The 16,530-nt window shown below is 66.8% G+C and carries 16 protein-coding genes and 1 tRNA gene; 13 read left to right on the top strand and 4 right to left on the bottom strand.

The genetic code is table 11. The features are described 5' to 3' along the window. The first annotated feature begins 303 nt into the window (after positions 1-303). Both AC57B8_RS01440 and AC57B8_RS01435 read left to right on the top strand, forming a co-directional pair. Positions 304-627 carry a hypothetical protein gene (locus AC57B8_RS01440; RefSeq protein ID WP_496478403.1) on the top strand — a complete coding sequence of 108 codons (324 nt, stop codon included), beginning with the start codon at positions 304-306 and terminating at the stop codon, positions 625-627. Between the two features lie 510 nt (positions 628-1,137). Further along, complete coding sequence (locus AC57B8_RS01435) at positions 1,138-1,491, top strand: hypothetical protein (protein ID WP_496478402.1); 354 nt, start codon at positions 1,138-1,140, stop codon at positions 1,489-1,491. Here the strand turns inward: AC57B8_RS01435 and AC57B8_RS01430 are convergent. Continuing rightward, complete coding sequence (locus AC57B8_RS01430) at positions 1,475-2,698, bottom strand: tyrosine-type recombinase/integrase (protein ID WP_496478407.1); 1,224 nt, start codon at positions 2,696-2,698, stop codon at positions 1,475-1,477. The genes AC57B8_RS01435 and AC57B8_RS01430 overlap by 17 nt on opposite strands. 181 nt (positions 2,699-2,879) lie before the next feature. Continuing rightward, positions 2,880-2,964, bottom strand: a tRNA-Leu gene (locus AC57B8_RS01425). A gap of 41 nt (positions 2,965-3,005) precedes the next feature. Between AC57B8_RS01425 and cysM the strand changes: the two genes are divergently transcribed. The 3 genes from cysM to AC57B8_RS01410 all read left to right on the top strand — a co-directional run bounded on the left by cysM (position 3,006) and on the right by AC57B8_RS01410 (position 4,765). Beyond that, positions 3,006-3,908, top strand: a complete 903-nt coding sequence (gene cysM, locus AC57B8_RS01420) for a cysteine synthase CysM (protein WP_062479803.1) — start codon at positions 3,006-3,008, stop codon at positions 3,906-3,908. 64 nt (positions 3,909-3,972) lie between these two features. Continuing rightward, positions 3,973-4,548 (top strand): NUDIX domain-containing protein, encoded by a 576-nt coding sequence (locus AC57B8_RS01415; RefSeq protein WP_056572274.1) that lies wholly within the window; start codon positions 3,973-3,975, stop codon positions 4,546-4,548. Continuing rightward, a complete protein-coding gene (locus AC57B8_RS01410) occupies positions 4,538-4,765 on the top strand; it encodes a sulfurtransferase TusA family protein (RefSeq protein WP_056572272.1) in 228 nt (75 codons plus the stop codon). Before AC57B8_RS01415 ends, AC57B8_RS01410 begins: the two co-directional genes overlap by 11 nt. Positions 4,766-4,845: 80 nt before the next feature. Here the strand turns inward: AC57B8_RS01410 and galU are convergent, their stop codons facing one another. Together galU and AC57B8_RS01400 are read right to left on the bottom strand one after the other, a co-directional pair. Beyond that, complete coding sequence (galU, locus tag AC57B8_RS01405) at positions 4,846-5,739, bottom strand: UTP--glucose-1-phosphate uridylyltransferase GalU (protein ID WP_070062154.1); 894 nt, start codon at positions 5,737-5,739, stop codon at positions 4,846-4,848. A 102-nt stretch (positions 5,740-5,841) separates the two neighbouring features. Further along, entirely contained in the window at positions 5,842-8,712 is a 2,871-nt protein-coding gene (locus AC57B8_RS01400; protein ID WP_496478401.1) for a valine--tRNA ligase, read from the bottom strand. A gap of 105 nt (positions 8,713-8,817) precedes the next feature. Between AC57B8_RS01400 and yaaA the strand changes: the two genes are divergently transcribed. The 8 genes from yaaA to AC57B8_RS01360 all read left to right on the top strand — a co-directional run bounded on the left by yaaA (position 8,818) and on the right by AC57B8_RS01360 (position 16,476). Next, the gene (gene yaaA, locus AC57B8_RS01395) at positions 8,818-9,600 is read left to right on the top strand and encodes a peroxide stress protein YaaA (RefSeq protein ID WP_354342620.1); all 783 of its coding nucleotides are present in this window, start codon (positions 8,818-8,820) and stop codon (positions 9,598-9,600) included. Further along, positions 9,600-10,442, top strand: coding sequence for a 2OG-Fe(II) oxygenase (locus AC57B8_RS01390; RefSeq protein WP_496478400.1), 843 nt, complete (start codon positions 9,600-9,602; stop codon positions 10,440-10,442). The genes yaaA and AC57B8_RS01390 overlap by 1 nt, the downstream gene beginning before the upstream one ends. A gap of 19 nt (positions 10,443-10,461) precedes the next feature. Continuing rightward, on the top strand, positions 10,462-11,361 hold the full coding sequence (locus tag AC57B8_RS01385; protein WP_496478399.1) for an alpha/beta fold hydrolase: 900 nt from the start codon (positions 10,462-10,464) through the stop codon (positions 11,359-11,361). Next, a complete protein-coding gene (gene queF / locus AC57B8_RS01380) occupies positions 11,358-12,239 on the top strand; it encodes an NADPH-dependent 7-cyano-7-deazaguanine reductase QueF (RefSeq protein ID WP_496478398.1) in 882 nt (293 codons plus the stop codon). Before AC57B8_RS01385 ends, queF begins: the two co-directional genes overlap by 4 nt. A gap of 142 nt (positions 12,240-12,381) precedes the next feature. Continuing rightward, positions 12,382-13,287, top strand: a complete 906-nt coding sequence (locus tag AC57B8_RS01375; protein ID WP_496478397.1) for an SDR family NAD(P)-dependent oxidoreductase — start codon at positions 12,382-12,384, stop codon at positions 13,285-13,287. A 127-nt stretch (positions 13,288-13,414) separates the two neighbouring features. Continuing rightward, positions 13,415-14,305, top strand: coding sequence for a LysR family transcriptional regulator (locus tag AC57B8_RS01370; protein WP_095746534.1), 891 nt, complete (start codon positions 13,415-13,417; stop codon positions 14,303-14,305). Positions 14,306-14,318: 13 nt separating this feature from the next. Continuing rightward, entirely contained in the window at positions 14,319-15,206 is an 888-nt protein-coding gene (locus AC57B8_RS01365) for a LysR family transcriptional regulator (protein WP_056572254.1), read from the top strand. A 115-nt stretch (positions 15,207-15,321) separates the two neighbouring features. After that, a complete protein-coding gene (locus AC57B8_RS01360; protein ID WP_070062161.1) occupies positions 15,322-16,476 on the top strand; it encodes a mandelate racemase/muconate lactonizing enzyme family protein in 1,155 nt (384 codons plus the stop codon). Positions 16,477-16,530: the final 54 nt, after the last annotated feature.

Below are 16,530 nucleotides of genomic sequence, written 5' to 3'. Positions count from 1 at the left end.
CCATGGTGATCACTCCTCGAACCCCGCTGCTTAAATAAACAGCAGGGTAGGTTGAACACCTGGCTCACTTTTACTTCGGCACTACCTGCAAAACTGGCTCAGTTTCCGGTCGGCGCCAACACTACAAGGGGGAACTATGCTTTCTTGACATCACTTCGCAGACCCTCCAAAAGATCGGCGAAGTGGTGCAGGAATTTCTTACCGCCTTTGAGCCCGCAGCGGCAGGGCTGCAGGAGCAAGGCCACATAGAGTGAGCCTCATGCTTGGCTTGCACTCGCAGATACCCGCGCGCACAGGTCGCGCATGATCCGCCCGATAGTCAAACTTTTCGAAGAGCGTGCCGCTCTGCTCGACATGCAGCAGAGTCGAGCAGGGTTGGATGACGCTATCGCCAATCTCGCCGCGTGGATGTCGCTGGCAGCCGATCACCGCACAGAGGCGATTGGTCCGTACTTGTGGGGAGCGCTTGGCGGGAAAAACGGGACTTCTTCCAAATTCGGAGCTGCTCCGTTTTTGGGACTGCTTCCTGCTTCAATAGCAGCACCGGTTTCGGGACTGCTTGGGCGGCAAATGATGGGCAGGCCAAGCCTACCGTCGCACTCGTCGGCGGCAGGTGCCTTGATTTGACAGAGGCCGGCGCATATGTGCTCTGTGTGCTGCACTGCCGGATTGCCACCTCTGGAGCCCAAAGACAGCATGCGCCAGTCTTGCGATGTGGCGCGGGTCATCTTTGAAGGCGAGGGGATAGACAACGCGGCAGACCATGGTGAGCCAGTCTCCGTCGAGCTTGCCGTTGCACTGATCGAGAAGCTCATCTCGAAATTCATGCCACCATGCCTCCTGATCGGTCAGGGTGCGGCCGGCGATCACGATGGGGCTGGCTGGCGTCCACATGGGCGGATGCTACTTCTTGCTTGCCGCTCATGTGAAAACTCACATCGACCAGCCCTCGGTCTACAGCGCCGAGCCGAGTCGTAACAACGCTCCCTGCCTATGACCACCGCGACGAAAAAGCACAGCCCCCAACGCGAAATCCTCAGACGACAGGGGGCGATCGAAGACTGGGGTCTAAGCCTCTATGCGATGGTCCAAGGCGGCAAAGCGATTTAGGAGCGCAGGCGCGAGGAACAAATCTACATGAAGGTCTATGGCACGCTCACGGAGGCTGTCAATGGCGTTCTTGCATTTGATTTTCAGATCACCGGCTCAACCTCTCCGACCGCAGGTAGAGCTGAGATCCCCAGCGTTGGCTCGATTACTGGCATGAAGCCCAAGCTACAGGCAGGGATGGAGTTGTCGTTGAGGCAGTTCGATGTCTTGCTGTCAATCGCTCGCGCAGGGCGCCTGAAGTCCTGCCGCTTTAGCTTCCAGGCGCCACGCTACGGCAGCTCTTTGATCGCCTCAGTCTCTTTCAGCACATCGCCGCCGGAAGGGCGGAATAGCACTTCTGGCGGCAAGCAGGACGCGGCTGCCGTCACGCAGCGCGATTGATCGGGATCACGTCCGCGCCGAGCCGCAGCTTGTCCAGGTAGTCGGCCCAGCGCTGCATCATTTCCCGGCGCGCGGGTAGGTGGGCGGTGCGGTTGTACGCACGACCGTTCGGGTCTTTCACGGTATGCGCCAGTTGGTGCTCGATCAGGTCGGGCCGCTCGCTCAGCACCTCGTCCATGATCGTGCGTGCCATCGCTCGAAAGCCGTGGGCAGTCATCACGTCAGACCCGTAGCCCATGCCGCGCAACGCGGCGTTGATGGTGTTCTCGCTCATGCAGCGTTCGCCCGTGCGGATGCTGGGAAACACATAGCGACCGTGCCCAGTGAGCGCCTGGATGCCCCTGAGGACTTCGATGGCCTGGCGCGACAGCGGCACTAGGTGCTCCACCTTCATCTTCATCTTGGAGCCGGGGATGCGCCATTCCGCGGCCTCCAGGTCGATTTCCGCCCATTCGGCCGCGCGCAGCTCGCCAGGGCGCAGGAATACCAGGGGCGATAGCTGTAGCGCGGCAGAGGTCGCGGGGTGGCCGGCGTAGTCGCGGATCGCCCGCATGAGCTTGCCGACCTCCTTGGGCTCGGTGATCGCGGCGTAGTGGGCCTTCTCGACCGAGGCGAGGGCGCCGCGCAGGTCGGCCGTCACGTCGCGGTCGGTGAGGCCTGTCGCCACAGCGAAGCGCAGCACCTGCGAGCAGACCTGCACGACGCGGTGGGCGCTCTCGTGGATGCCGCGCGCCTCCATGCGCCGGGCCACCTTGTCCAGCACATCCTTCGCCTTGAGATCCGCCACGGGGTCGCGGCCGATGAAGGGGAAAACGTCCTTGGTGAGCCAGGTTTCGATCTTCTCGTGGGTGCTGGGGCCGCGCTTGCTCGCGGTTTTTGCCAGCCAGTCCCGGGCGACCACTTCGAAGGTGTTCCCTGAGGCAGCGATCTTGGCCGCCTTTTCCTCGCGCTTGGCCACGCTCGGGTTGATGCCGTCGGCGAGTTGTTCACGCGCTTTCTCGCGCCGTTGGCGAGCCTTGGCCAGGGAGACCTCGGGGTAGACGCCGAGCGCCAGGGTTTGGGGCTTGCCGTTGATCCGGAAGTCCAGGCGCCAGTACTTACCCGACGCTTTCACTCGGAGATACATCCCGCCGCCGTCGGCATACCGTTCGCCGGCTGCCGAACCCTTGTGTTTCGCCTGCTTCACGAACGTGTCTGTGAGCGCCATTCCAGCCCCTTCGATTTGTCGGTACTTCATTCTCGCCACTTTTGCCAGTACCTACAGAAGTACCGACAAAGTGCCGACATGGGATGCTATGGGCTGAGACGGCTTGAGGCAAAGAAAAACCCGCTGCGCCAGTGAGGCGAGCGGGTTTTGATGTTGGGTGAGACGGTGTGATGTTGTCTCGTGGTGCCCGGGGCCGGAATCGAACCGGCACACCTTTCGGTGGGGGATTTTGAGTCCCCTGCGTCTACCAATTTCACCACCCGGGCACATCCGGAAGGAAGCCCAAAATTATGGCACAGTGGCTGGCATGAATTATCCGACGATCGAAGACGCCATCGGCAAGACCCCCCTGGTTGCCCTGCAACGCATCCACGCCGCGGAAAACGCCAAGCGCGGCAACGTGATCCTGGGCAAGCTCGAAGGCAATAACCCGGCGGGTTCGGTCAAGGACCGGCCGGCGCTGTCGATGATCAAGCGAGCCGAGGAGCGCGGTGAAATCAAGCCCGGCGACACGCTGATCGAGGCCACCTCGGGCAACACCGGCATCGCGCTGGCGATGGCCGCGGCCATCAAGGGCTACCGCATGGTGCTGATCATGCCGGAGGACCTCTCGGTGGAACGCGCCCAGACCATGAAGGCCTTCGGCGCCGAGCTGGTGCTCACGCCCAAGAGCGGCGGCATGGAATACGCGCGCGACCTGGCCGAGCAGATGGTCGCCCAGGGCAAGGGCCGCGTGCTCGACCAGTTCGCCAACCCCGACAACCCGCGCATCCACTACGAGACCACCGGCCCCGAGATCTGGACCGACACGCAGGGCAAGATCACGCACTTCGTGAGCGCCATGGGCACCACGGGCACCATCACCGGCGTCTCGCGCTACCTGAAGGAAAAGAACCCAGCGGTGCGCATCGTCGGTGCGCAGCCGGCCGAAGGCTCGCGCATTCCGGGCATCCGCAAGTGGCCGGTCGAGTACCTGCCGAAGATCTACGACCCGAGCCGCGTCGACGAAGAAATCAGCGTGAGCCAGGACGACGCCGAGGAGATGTGCCGGCGCCTGGCGCGCGAAGAGGGCATCTTCGGGGGCATCTCGGCGGCTGGCGCGCTGTGGGCGGCCATCGAGGTGTCGAAGAAGGTCGAGAACGCGACCATCGTCTTCGTCGTGTGCGACCGCGGCGACCGCTACCTGTCGACGGGCGTTTTCCCCGCCTGATCCCTTCACACTGCGGCGGCGCCTCCGGGCGCCGCACGCCCGAGAAAAAGAACAGAGACTTCCCATGCCCCACCCCAAGTTCTGCCAGGCCTGCGCCACCCCGCTCGAATGGATCGCGTTGATGGAAGATGGCGGTCCCAAGGAGCGCCTGCGCTGCCCTAATTGCGGCCACACGCACTGGAACAACCCCACGCCCGTGCTGGCGGCCATCGTCGAGTACCGCGGCCAGGTGCTGCTGGCGCGCAATGCGGCCTGGCCGGGCAAGATGTTTGCGCTCATCACCGGCTTCATGGAGGCCGGCGAGACGCCCGAGGAGGGCATCGCGCGCGAGGTCAAGGAAGAGACCAACCTGGACGTCAGCGCCGCCAAGCTCGTCGGGGCCTACGACTTCCAGCGCATGAACCAGATCATCATCGCGTACCACGTGGTGGCCGACGGCGAGGTGAAGCTCTCGCCCGAGCTGGTGGACTACCGCCTCTACGACCTGCCCGACCTGCGGTGCTGGCCCGCCGGCACCGGCTATGCGCTGGCCGACTGGCTGCGCACGCGCGGCCACGAGCCGGTGTTCTTCACTGCGGCGGAAAACGAAGAGCGTCGCCGCGGCCTGAACCTGCCGCCGGAGCCTGGCAATGCAAGTTGACCGCGAAATCGACACGCGCGGCCTCAACTGCCCGCTGCCGATCCTGAAGGCGAAGAAATCGCTCAACGACATGGCGAGTGGCCAGCTGCTGAAGGTGGTCTCGACCGACCCGGGCTCGGTGCGCGACTTCCAGGCCTTTGCGCGCCAGACCGGCAACGAACTGGTGGCGCAGGAGACCGTGGGCAGTGACTTCATCCACGTGCTGAAGCGGCGCTAGCGTCGGCAACCGGCAAAAGAAAAAGGGGCCTCGCGGCCCCTTCTTGTTTTCAGTGTGTTTCTCAGTGCTTTGCAGCGCCCTCAGAGCTTCAGGCTCTTGAGGTACTCGCGGAACTGCGCGCCCACCTCGGGGTGCGCCAGTGCCAGCTCCACCGACGCCTGCAGGAAGCCTTCCTTGCTGCCGCAGTCGTAGCGGATGCCCTTGTACGAATAGGCGTAGACCGATTCCTTCTTCATCAGCGCCGCGATGCCGTCGGTCAGCTGGATCTCGCCGCCCGCGCCCTTGGGCTGGTTGCGGATCTCGTCGAACACGCCGGGCGTGAGGATGTAGCGGCCGGCCACGCCCAGGCGCGAGGGCGCGTCTTCGGGCTTGGGCTTCTCGACCATGCGGTTGACCTTCACGAGGCCGTCTTCCACGTTCTCGCCGGCCACGATGCCGTAGCGCTTGACGTGCTCCAGCGGCACTTCCTGCACGGCCAGCACCGAGGCGCCCAGGCGCGCGAAGACTTCGGTCATCTGCGCCAGCACCGGCTGGCCACCGACAGGGCCGACCATCAGGTCGTCCGCCAGCAGCACGGCGAAGGGCTCGTTGCCCACGAGGTGCTCGGCGCACAGCACGGCGTGGCCCAGGCCCAGCATGCGCGGCTGGCGCACGTACGAGCAGGTCATGTCGTCGGGCGACACCGAACGGGCGATTTCAAGCAGCGCGTCCTTGCCGCTGGCTTCGAGCTGGCTTTCGAGCTCGTAGGCGGTGTCGTAGTGGTCCTCGATCGCGCGCTTGTTGCGCCCGGTCACAAAAATCATGTCGCGGATGCCCGCGGCATAGGCTTCTTCGACGGCGTACTGGATCAGCGGCTTGTCGACCACGGGCAACATCTCTTTGGGCTGCGCCTTGGTGGCCGGCAGAAAGCGGGTGCCGAAGCCTGCAACAGGGAATACGGCCTTGCGGATGCGCGTCGGGGAAGAAGTGGACATGGGCGGTTCAGTGTCGTTTGAAGCAGGAAAAGAGGAGGGATGAGAGAGGGGACGGCGCGAAGCCGATGACCGAATCCTAGTCCCCCACCCGGACCCCGTCTGTCAGCCGAGGCGCACAAGCTGGCCGCGCAGGCGCTCCAGCGTGGCGGTGAAATCGGCCAGGCGCGTGCGCTCCTGTTCGATCACGGCGGGCGGCGCCTTGGCCACGAAGGCCTCGTTGCCGAGCTTGCCGTGCACCTTGGCGATCTCGCCCTCGATGCGTGCAATTTCCTTGCCGATGCGCAGCTTCTCGGCCGCCTTGTCGATCTCCATGTGCAGGCACAGGCGCGCCGCGCCCACCACCGCCACGGGCGCCGCTTCGGCGGCAGCCTGCCACGAGGCCTCGTCGTCGAACACCTTCACTTCCTTGAGCTTGGCCAGCGCCTGCAGCACCGGGGCCGCGTCGCGCAGGAAGGCCGCGCCTTCGGCGTCGTCGGCCACCGCGTACAGCGGCAGGCGCGTGGCGGGCGACACGTTCATCTCGCCGCGCAGCGTGCGGCAGGCGTCGACCAGCGCCTTCAGGCGCGCCACGTGGGCCTCTGCGGCTTCGTCGATCTTCTCCGGCTGGCTCTGCGGATAGGCCGCGATCATGATCGACGCGCCTTCGCGGCCCGCGACCTTCGACACCTTCTGCCACAGCTCTTCGGTGATGAACGGGATGATCGGGTGCGCCAGGCGCAGCAGCGCCTCGAGCACGCGGATCAGCGTGCGGCGCGTGGCGCGTTTCTGCGCATCGTCGCCGGTCTGGATCTGCACCTTGGCGATCTCCAGGTACCAGTCGCAGAACTCGTCCCAGGCGAACTGGTAGATCGCGTTGGCCACGTTGTCCAGGCGGTATTCCTCGAAGCCCTTGGCCACTTCGGCCTCGACGCGCTGCAGCTGCGAGACGATCCAGAAGTCGGCGCGGCTGAACTTCAGGTAGCCGTGCGCCTTGCCGCCGACCTGGCAGTCTTCCTTCGTGTGCTCCAGCAGGCCGCAGTCCTGGCCTTCGCAGTTCATCAGCACGAAGCGCGTGGCGTTCCACAGCTTGTTGCAGAAGTTGCGATAACCCTCGCAGCGCTTCGAATCGAAGTTGATGCTGCGGCCCAGCGAGGCCAGCGAGGCAAAAGTGAAGCGCAGCGCATCGGCGCCGAACGCCGGAATGCCCTCGGGGAATTCCTTCTGCGTGTTCTTGCGCACCGCTGGGGCGGTCTCGGGCTTGCGCAGGCCTTGGGTGCGCTTGTCGAGCAGCGCGGGCAGCTCGATGCCGTCGATCAGGTCGACCGGGTCGAGCACGTTGCCTTCCGACTTGCTCATCTTCTTGCCCTGGGCGTCGCGCACCAGGCCGTGGATGTACACGTCCTTGAACGGCACAGTGCCCATGAAGTGCTTGGTCATCATGATCATCCGGGCGACCCAGAAGAAGATGATGTCGTAGCCCGTCACGAGCACGGTCGAGGGCAGGTACAGCGCCAGGTCCTGCGTCTTCTCGGGCCAGCCCAGCGAAGAGAAGGGCACCAGCGCCGACGAGTACCAGGTGTCGAGCACGTCTTCGTCGCGCGTGAGCGTCTTGCCCGGTGCCTTGGCCTGCGCCTCGGCTTCGGTCTCGGCCACGTACACCTTGCCGTCTTCGTCGTACCAGGCGGGAATCTGGTGGCCCCACCAGAGCTGGCGCGAAATCGTCCAGTCCTGGATGTTCTCCATCCAGTGGTTGTAGGTGTTGACCCAGTTCTCGGGCACGAAGCGCACTTCGCCCGACTTCACCACGTCGATGGCCTTCTGCGCGATCGACTGGCCGTCGGCGCCGGGGCGCGTCATGGCCACGTACCACTGGTCGGTGAGCATGGGCTCGACCACGGCGCCCGAGCGCGCGCAGCGCGGCACCATGAGGCGGTGCTTCTTCACCTCGACCAGCAGGCCCAGCGCCTCGAGGTCGGCCACGATGGCCTTGCGCGCCACGAAGCGGTCCATGCCGCGGTATTTTTCGGGCGCGTTGTCGTTGATGGTTGCGTCGAGCGTCAGGATGCCGATCACCTCGAGCTTGTGGCGCTGGCCGACGGCGTAGTCGTTGTAGTCGTGCGCGGGCGTCACCTTCACCACGCCGGTACCGAATTCCTTGTCGACGTAGTCGTCGGCAATGATGGGAATCAGCCGGTCCACCAGCGGCAGCTTCACGCGCTGGCCGATCAGGTGCTTGTAGCGCTCGTCTTCGGGGTGGACCATCACGGCCGTGTCGCCGAGCATGGTTTCGGGGCGCGTGGTGGCCACCGTGAGCGTGCCGCTGCCGTCTTCCAGCGGGTAGGCGATGTGCCAGAGCGAGCCGTCTTCTTCCTCGCTCTCGACTTCCAGGTCGCTCACCGAGGTCTTGAGCACCGGGTCCCAGTTGCCCAGGCGCTTGCCGCGGTAGATCAGGCCTTCTTCATACAGCTTCACGAAGGTGTGCGTGACCACCTTCGAGAGATCGTCGTCCATCGTGAAGTACTCGCGGCTCCAGTCGACCGTGTCGCCCATGCGGCGCATCTGCTCGGTGATGGTGCTGCCCGACTTTTCCTTCCACTCCCACACGCGCGCCACGAAGTTCTTGCGGCCCAGGTCGTGGCGGCTGACCTTCTGCTCCTGCAGCTGGCGCTCCACCACGATCTGGGTGGCGATGCCCGCGTGGTCGGTGCCCGGCACCCACAGCGTGTTGGCGCCCTTCATGCGGTGGTAGCGCGTGAGGCTGTCCATGATCGTCTGGTTGAACGCATGGCCCATGTGCAGCGTGCCCGTGACGTTGGGCGGCGGCAGCTGGATCGCGAACGACTCGGCGCCTTCCTTGGGCTGCTGCGTGCCGCGGAAGCCCGCCTTGGCGTAGCCGCGCTGCTCCCATTCCGGGCCCCAGTGCGCCTCGATGGCGGCGGGTTCGAACGATTTGGACAGGCTCTCGAGGCCGGGCTGGGAGGTAGGTTCGCTCATGGGGAATGCAAAACGGCACCCTCGGGTGCCGTTGGTGACAGGGTGGGATTGCCCGGGATTTTACCGGGGCGGCCCGGGGAAACCCCAGCCCCACATAATCGACTGATGCTGTTCCTGCTTTCCCCCGCGAAGTCGCTCGACTACGACACCCCCGTCCCCTCCGAAACCCCCGCCACCCAACCCCATTTCGAAGCCCCGCGCGGCCCCTCGGTCGAACTCATCAAGCTGCTGCGCGAGAAGTCGCCCCAGGACATCGCCGAGCTGATGCACCTGTCGGACAAGCTCTCGGCCCTCAACGTGGCCCGCTACGCCGCCTGGTCGTCCAAGAGCACCGACAAGAACGCCCGCCAGGCCGCCTTCGCCTTCGACGGCGACGTCTACGGCGGTTTCGACGCCCGCAGCCTCACGCCCGCCCAGCTCGCCTGGGCGCAGGACCATGTGGGCATCCTCAGCGGCCTGTACGGCCTGCTGCGCCCGCTCGACCGCCTGCAGCCCTACCGGCTCGAAATGGGCACCGCGCTGGCCAACCGCCACGGCAAGGACCTGTACGCCTTCTGGGGCTCGCGCATCGCCGAGCACCTGAACGAGCGCCTGGCGGCCGACCGCACGCCGGTCGTCGTCAACGTCGCCTCGCAGGAGTACTTCAAGTCGGTTGACCAGAAGGTGCTCAAGGCCCGCGTGGTCGAATGCGTGTTCCAGGAGTGGAAGGGCGACAAGTACAAGATCGTGAGCTTCTTCGCCAAGCGCGCCCGCGGCCTGCTGGCGCGCTGGGCCGTGCTGCACCAGGCGGCCACGCCCAAGGCGCTGGAAAAATTCGATCTCGAGGGTTATGGTTTCGACGCCCAGGTATCGACAGCCGAAAGGCTGGTGTTCAGAAGGAAAGTCTGATGTCCCAAGCGATCAGTCCGGAATTGCGCGAATGGCTGGTGGCCCAGCTCGCGGCCGGCCATTCGGTGCCCGCGTTGCGCATGTCGATGCGGGCGGCCGGCTGGCAGGATGCCGCCACCGACCTCGCGTTGGCCCAGCTGGAGGCCGGTTTCCCCGATGTCGAGGCGGTCCTGGCGCCGGCGCGCACCGAGATGCCCGGCCCCGACCTGGACGGTGCGCCGCTGTACATCGAGGCCGGCGACCGCCGCGTGCAGGTGCTGCAGACCGTGCGGCATCCGCGCGTCGTGGTGTTCGGCAACCTGCTGTCGGTGGAGGAATGCGAAGGCCTGATCGCCGCCGCGCGCGTGCGGCTGGCGCGCTCGCTCACCGTCGAGACCCGCACCGGCGGCGAGGTGCTCAACGTCGACCGCACCAGCGACGGCATGTTCTTCGAGCGCGGCGAGAACGAGATCGTCGCGCGCCTCGAACAGCGCCTGGCCATGCTGCTGCGCTGGCCGCTCGAGTACGGCGAGGGCCTGCAGATCCTGCGCTACGCACCCGGCGCGCAGTACCGCCCGCACTACGACTACTTCGACCCGCACGAGCCCGGCACGCCCACCATCCTCAAGCGCGGCGGCCAGCGCGTGGCCACGCTCGTGATGTACCTGCAGGAGCCCGAGCAGGGCGGTGCCACCACCTTCCCCGACATCGGGCTCGAAGTGGCCCCGGTGCGCGGCACCGGCGTGTTCTTCAGCTACGACCGGCCCGACCCCGCCACCCGCACGCTGCACGGCGGTGCGCCGGTGCTCGCGGGCGAGAAATGGGTCGCCACCAAGTGGCTGCGCGAGCGCGAGTTCAAGTAAAAAGAAAAACAGGGACCCGATGAAAGTCACCGCCAACGGCCTGCAGATCGAAGTCGACGACACCGGCGGCGAAGGGCGCCCCGTCATCCTGCTGATCATGGGACTGGGCATGCAGCTGGTCGCGTGGCCCGACGGCTTCGTGCAGCAGCTGGTCGACGCCGGCTTTCGCGTGGTGCGCCACGACAACCGCGACATCGGCCTGAGCCAGGGCTTCGATCACCTGGGCACCGGCAACCTCGTGTGGGAAACCATCCGCCACCGCATCGGCCTGAAGGTGCGCAGCGCCTACACGCTGCAGGACATGGCGCTCGATTCGCTCGGCGTGCTCGACGCGCTGGGCATTGCCCGCGCCCACATCGTCGGCGCCTCGATGGGCGGCATGATCGCCCAGCGCATCGCCGCCACCGCGCCCGAACGCACCGCCAGCCTCGTGAGCATCATGAGCTCCAGCGGCGCGCGCGGCCTGCCGGGCCCGCGCCGCGAGGTCGGGGCCATGCTCATGCGGCGCCCGCGCAGCCACGACGAGGCCGCGCTGGTCGCGCACAGCATCAAGCTGCTGCGGCTCATCCAGAGCCCGGCCTACCCGCAGACCGACGAGCAACTGGCCACGCGCCTCACCTTCAGCATGCGCCGCGCCTACCACCCGGCCGGCCTGATGCGCCAGATGCTCGCCATCGGCGCCGACGACGACCGCCCGCAGGTGCTGGCGCGCATCCAGCGCCCGACGCTGGTGCTGCACGGCGACGCCGACGCGCTCGTGCCCATCGCCTGTGGCCGTGATTCGGCGCAGCGCATTCCGGGTGCGACCTTCATCGCCGTGCCCGGCATGGGCCACGACCTGCCGCCCGAGGTCTGCACGATCCTCGCCCACCACATCGCTCCGTTCGCACACGCGGCGGATGTCGGAACCGCCCCATGAGCCACGACCCCACCAACCCCAACACGAACCCCAACACCCCCGAGCAGTCGCAGCTCGGCCGCGCCTCGGCCTACGCCGACAAATACGACCCAAGCCTGCTGTTCCCCATCGCACGCACCACGCAGCGCGAAGCCATGGGCATCCAGGCCGGCGCCTTGCCCTTCTTCGGCGCCGACCTCTGGACCGCCTTCGAGCTGAGCTGGCTGAACCCGCGCGGCAAGCCGCAGGTGGCCATCGCGCACTTCACCATTCCCTGCGAAACGCCCAACATCATCGAGAGCAAGTCGTTCAAGCTGTACCTCAACAGCTTCAACAACAGCACCTTCGCCAGCATCGATGCCGTGCGCGAGCACCTGCGCACCGACCTTTCCGAAGCCGCATGGCGCGGCAGCGACCAGTCGGCCGGCATCGGCGTGAAGCTGCTCACGCCCGACCTGTTCGACCGCGAGCCGGTGCACGAGATCGACGGCCTGGACCTCGACCGCCTCGACATCGAATGCACCCACTACCAGCCCGCGCCCGAGTTGCTGAGCAGCGACACGACGCAGGTGCACGTGAACGAAACCCTCACCAGCCGGCTTCTGAAGAGCAACTGCCTCGTCACCGGCCAGCCCGACTGGGGCAGCGTGCAGATCCGCTACAGCGGCCCGCCCATCGACCAGGCCGGCCTGCTGGCGTACATCGTGAGCTTTCGCAATCACAACGAGTTCCACGAGCCCTGCGCCGAGCGCATGTTCACGGACATCTGGCGCCAATGCCAGCCGACCAAGCTCGCGGTGCATGCGCGCTACACGCGGCGTGGCGGGCTGGACATCAACCCGTTCCGCACGAGCTGGCCGCAGGCGCTGCCACCGAACATCCGCACGGCGCGGCAGTAGCGACCACCCGCGGGCGGTCGCGCGCTGCCGCGGCTTAAGCCCCTCTTCGGAATTCCTGAACTCGCAGGCGTCTCCCTGTGGCATTCTGAAATTCCCCCGCGAGTTCGCGGGCGAACGAACATCCGAAGCAGAGGCAAGACACATGGTTGAAGGCAAAGTGATCGTCGTCACCGGCGCGGGCGGCGGCATCGGGCGCGACATCGCGCTCGCGATGGCGCGGCATGGCGCGAAAGTGGTGGTCAACGACATCGGTGCGGGGCTCGACGGCGCCGGCGGCAGTGCCGGGCCGGCGCAGCAGGTGGTCGAGGCAATCCGCGCGGCGGGTGGGCAGGCCGTGCCCAACACCGACAGCGTGGCCGATGCCGCGAGCGCGGGGCGCATCGTGGAATGTGCGGTCGACAGCTTCGGGCGCATCGATGCGGTGGTGAACAACGCGGGCATCCTGCGCGACCGGTTCTTCCACAAGATGTCGGTCGACGAGTGGGACGCGGTGATCAAGGTGCACCTGTACGGCGCCTACTTCGTGAGCCGCGCGGCCGCGACGCATTTCAAGGAACAGAATTCGGGCGCGCTGGTGCACATGACCTCCACCTCGGGCCTGATCGGCAACTTCGGCCAGGCCAACTACGCGGCGGCCAAGCTCGGCATCGCGGCGCTGTCGAAGTCGATCGCGCTGGACATGCTCAAGTTCAACGTGCGCTCCAACTGCATCGCGCCCTTCGCCTGGAGCCGCATGATCGGCGCCATTCCCACCGACACCGACGAGCAGCGCGCGCGCGTCGACAAGATCAAGCAGATGACACCCGCCAAGGTGGCGCCGCTCGCGGTGTACCTGGCGAGCGATGCGGCCGCCGCGGTCAACGGGCAGATCTTCTCGGTGCGCAACAACGAGATCTCGCTCATCAGCCAGCCGCGCCCGGTGCGCTCCATCCACCGCTCCGAAGGCTGGACGCCCGAGAGCATCGCCGAGCACGCCATGCCCGCGATGCGCGCCAGTTTCTTCCCGCTGGACCGCTCGGCCGACGTGTTCAGCTGGGACCCGGTCTGAGAAGGTGTGAACGAACCCGCCATGTCCGGATCCATTCACACCTTCTGAGGACAAACCCGCAAGCGGCTGCAGGCGACGCCGTTCGCCGGACAATGCGCGTTCCTCCCGCTTCCTTCATGCCCGCCCGGTGAACCTGCACTTCGACCTGTTCGACCTGAAACTGTTCGTCTACGTGGCGGACGCGCGCAGCCTCACGCGCGGCGCCGAGAAGGCCTGCATCTCGCTGGCCGCCGCGTCCACGCGCATCAAGCAGATGGAAGAGGCGGTGGGCGGCAAGCTGCTGCACCGCAGCGCGCAGGGCGTGAGCCTCACGGCGGCGGGGCAGGCGGTGCTGTACCACGCCAAGCGCGTGATGCAGCAGATGGAGCACCTGCGCTGCGACATGCAGGACTTCGGCAAGGGCATCAAGGGCCATGTGCGCGTGTTCGCCAACACCACCTCGATCACCGAGTACCTGCCGCAGAAGCTCGCGGGCTTTCTCACGCAGCACCCGGCCGTGCAGGTCGATCTGCGCGAGTACCTGAGCGAAGAAATCGTGCGCGCCGTGGCCGACGGCGAGGCCGACATCGGCATCCTCGCGGGCGACGTGCACACCGGCGAGTTCGATGCGCGCCCGTTCGGGCGCAACCAGCTCGTGCTGGTGGTGCCGCCCACACACCCGCTGGCGGGCGCGTCGTCGGTGGCCTTTGCCGACACACTCGATGAACAACACGTGGGCCTGCATCACGGCAGCGCGATCCACCGCTTCCTGCAGCGCCGCGCCGAACTCGCGGGGCGTGGCTTCAACCCGCGCATCCAGGTCAGCAGCTTCGAGGCCATCTGCCTGATGATCGAAGCCGGCGTGGGCGTCGGCGTGCTGCCGTCGTCGTCGGCGCACCGGCTGTCGATGGCGATGCGCATCTCGACCGTGGCGCTGAGCGACGCCTGGGCCGAGCGCGAACTCAAGCTCATCGCGCGCAACCGCGAGCAGCTGCCGGCCTCCGCGCGCGAGCTGTTCGACCACCTCACCCTGGCCTGAGGCGCGACGGGCCATGTCCGCCGACCTGAAATCGCTGCGCCTGTTCGTGGCCGTATCCGACCACGGCAGCATCAGCGAAGGCGCCAAGCGCTGCCACATCGCGCTGGCCGCCGCGAGCAAGCGCATCTCCGACCTCGAGGCCCGCGCCCGGTTGCCGCTGCTGGTGCGCCATGCGCGCGGCGTCACGCTCACCTCGGCCGGCCATGGGCTTCTCCTGCATGCGCGCGCCGTGCTCTCGGCCATGGACCGGCTCGGCGCCGAGCTCGACGATTTCCAGAACGGCGTGGCGGGTGTGGTCAGCATCACGGCCAATGCCTCGACCATCGCGCAGTTTTTGCCGGCGCAGATCGGCTCGTTCCTGCGCCTGCATCCGGTGCTCAAGATCGACCTGCAGGAGCGCGCCAGCACCGAGGTGGTGAAGGCCGTGCAGGCCGGCCTGGCCGACATCGGCGTGATCGAGGGCCAGACGCCCGCCGACGGCCTCGAATGCCTGCCCTACCGCACCGACGAGCTGGCCGTGGTGGTCGCGCGCGACCACCCGCTGGCGCGCCGCAAGCGCATCGATGTGCAGGAGGTGCTGCGCCACGACCATATCGTGGTGCGCGAAGGCACGGCGCTGCACCGCGTGCTGCTGGCCGCCGCGCTCGAGGCCCAGGTGCCGCTCAAGGTGCGCATGCAGGTGGGCAGCTTCGACATGGTCTGTCGCATGGTGGAGCAGGGCGTGGGCATCGGCGTGTTGCCCTATGCGGCCATCCTGCCGCAGCTGCAGATCCTCAAGCTGCGCTGCCTCAAGCTCGATGCGCCCTGGGCGCTGCGCCGCCACCTGCTGTGCGTGCGCCGCCAGCAGGAGCTCACGGCCGCTGCGCGCTCGGTGCTCGAACACCTCGGCCGCCCCGACTGAACTGAGGCGATCGGGCGGCGAGCCTTCGCGTCGCGCGAAGGCTCGAACTCGCCAAAAACGAATTGTTCTCCTGCGGCCCTCGCGCAAAGATGCGGGCACACCAAAGGAGACACCCTTGAAGATCATCCGCGTCAGCGCCACGCCGCTGAACATCCCCGTGACCATCGACGTGGTCGGCCTGAACAAGCAGACCTCGCTGTCGCTGTGCCTCACCGAGATCGAGACCGACACCGGCCTCGTCGGCCACGGCATGACCGCCATCACCGAAGAAGAAATCATTGCCGCCGCCGTGCGCGAAGTGGCCGGCCCCGCGCTGATCGGCGAAGACCCGATGGCCACCGAGCGCCTGTGGGAGAAGCTCTACTGGCTGCTCTCGCCGCGCGGCCAGACCGGCTACGCGAGCCACACCATCGCCGCGCTCGACATCGCGCTGTGGGACCTCAAGGGCAAGGCGCTGGGCCAGCCGCTGTGGCGCCTGTTCGGCGGCGCGCGCGCCAAGGTGCCGGTGTACGCCACCTTCGGCTTCGGCTTCTTCGAGCGCGACCAGCTCGCCGCCGCCGCCAAGCTGTGGGTGTCGCAGGGCTTCCAGCGCCTGAAGATGACCGTGGGCAACCACGCGCTGGCGCGCCGCGACGAGCCGCGTCCGCTCGACGAAGTCATTGCCGAAGACGTGCGCCGCGTGGCCGCCGTGCGCGAGGCCGTGGGCCCCGACGTCAAGCTGTACGTCGATGCGAATTGCGGCCTCGACCTGTTCCACGCCACCGAACTCGCGCACCGCATCGAGCCCTACGGCATCAGCTTCTTCGAGGAGCCGCTCACGCAGAACGACGTGCGCCAGATGGCCCAGCTGCGCGCGCGCACGCGCATTCCGCTGGCCTGCGGGCAGAACGAGGGCCTGGCCTTTCGCTTCCGCGACCTGCTGGTGAACCAGGCGGCCGATGTGCTGCAGCCCAACGTGACCATCTCGGGCGGCTACTCGCAGTGCCTGAAGATCGCGGGCATGGCCGCGGCCTTCAACGTGCCCATCGACAACGGCGGCGCCTGGCCCTTCCACAACATGCACCTGCACGCGGGCGTGTCCAACGGCGGGCTGGTCGAGTACCACTACGTCGCGGTGCAGATGCTCAAGCAGATCTTCGACGGCCTGCCCGTGCCCGATCAGGGCTGGCTCACGCTGCCCGAGGCACCGGGCCTGGGCTTCACGCCCAACGCCGAGCGCGTGCGCGAACTCGCGAAGCTGCCGACCTCGCACGGGAAAGGCAAGGCCTGAGCGCCACCCGACGACACTTCCGACCACGACCAGGCCGCGCAGACGGCCGGCGCA

This window comes from Variovorax sp. BGA-UO-ETr-C22, from assembly GCF_059567965.1.
Note: the sequence above shows the minus strand (reverse complement) of the source record. Positions and strands in the feature narration are given on the sequence as shown.